This is a genomic window from Mesorhizobium sp. M7A.F.Ca.US.014.04.1.1, assembly GCF_003998745.1.
Lineage (GTDB): Bacteria > Pseudomonadota > Alphaproteobacteria > Rhizobiales > Rhizobiaceae > Mesorhizobium > Mesorhizobium ciceri.
In genome coordinates, this window is the sequence record NZ_RZRW01001191.1 from 1 (window position 1) to 874 (window position 874).

Annotated in this window: 1 pseudogene; it reads right to left on the bottom strand. The window is 62.5% G+C overall.

The annotated features are described in order from the left end of the window. Positions 1-845: pseudogene (locus EOA22_RS35505) on the bottom strand (type VI secretion system ATPase TssH); the annotation flags it as partial. Between the last annotated feature and the right edge of the window lie 29 nt (positions 846-874).

The window sequence follows — 874 nt, forward strand, 5'->3', positions numbered from 1 at the left end:
AATTCGCCCTTCACGCTGGCGCCCGCCTGCATCAATCCGACATCGAGCATGCGCACGCTGACGCCTTGCAGCGTGGGCGGCACATCGCCCTGAGCGATACGCAAGGCAAAGCCCTCAACGACCGCCGTCTTGCCGACCCCGGCCTCGCCGGTCAGGATCGGGTTGTTTTGCCGACGCCGCATCAGGATGTCGACTATCTGCCGGATCTCCGGATCGCGGCCGACGACCGGATCGATCTTGCCCTCGCGGGCGCGTTGGGTCAGATCGGTGGCGAATTTCGCCAAGGCCGAATCTCCGCCCATGGTCCGCTTCGGCGTTTCAGCCGCGGGAACCGCGATGGCTGCGCCGCCTTCGAGCGAACCTTCCACGACATCGGCGAACCGCGCGACAACCGCATCGGCGTCGATCTTGTCGAACTCGCCGCTGATCTTCGACAGCAGGCCTTCCAGAACCGGGGTTTTCAGGCAGGAAAGCAGAATATGGGCGCTGCGGACTTCCTCGACGCCGAACTCCAGCGTCGCGAGGTTCCAGGCTTCCTGGATTGCATGAAAGATATGATCGGAGAATTCCTCGATCGAGGTTGCGCCATAGGGCAACTTGTCGACGGCACGGGTCATATCTGCCGTGAGCCGGCTGGCATCCAGTCCCGCATCGGCGATTATCATTTGCACATCGGAGCGGTCGGAAAGCACCAGCTGCTCGATGAAGTGAACGAGTTCGACGTAAGGATTGCCGCGCAGCTTGGCGCTATCGGCCGCGGCCTTGAAGGCGCGCACCCCGACAGGATCAAGCTTGCCGACCAGTTCCTTACGCTTGAAGCTCTGCGACGACCGGCGCTGTTCCATCGAACGTGCTCCTGCAATCTGCCAGCCGA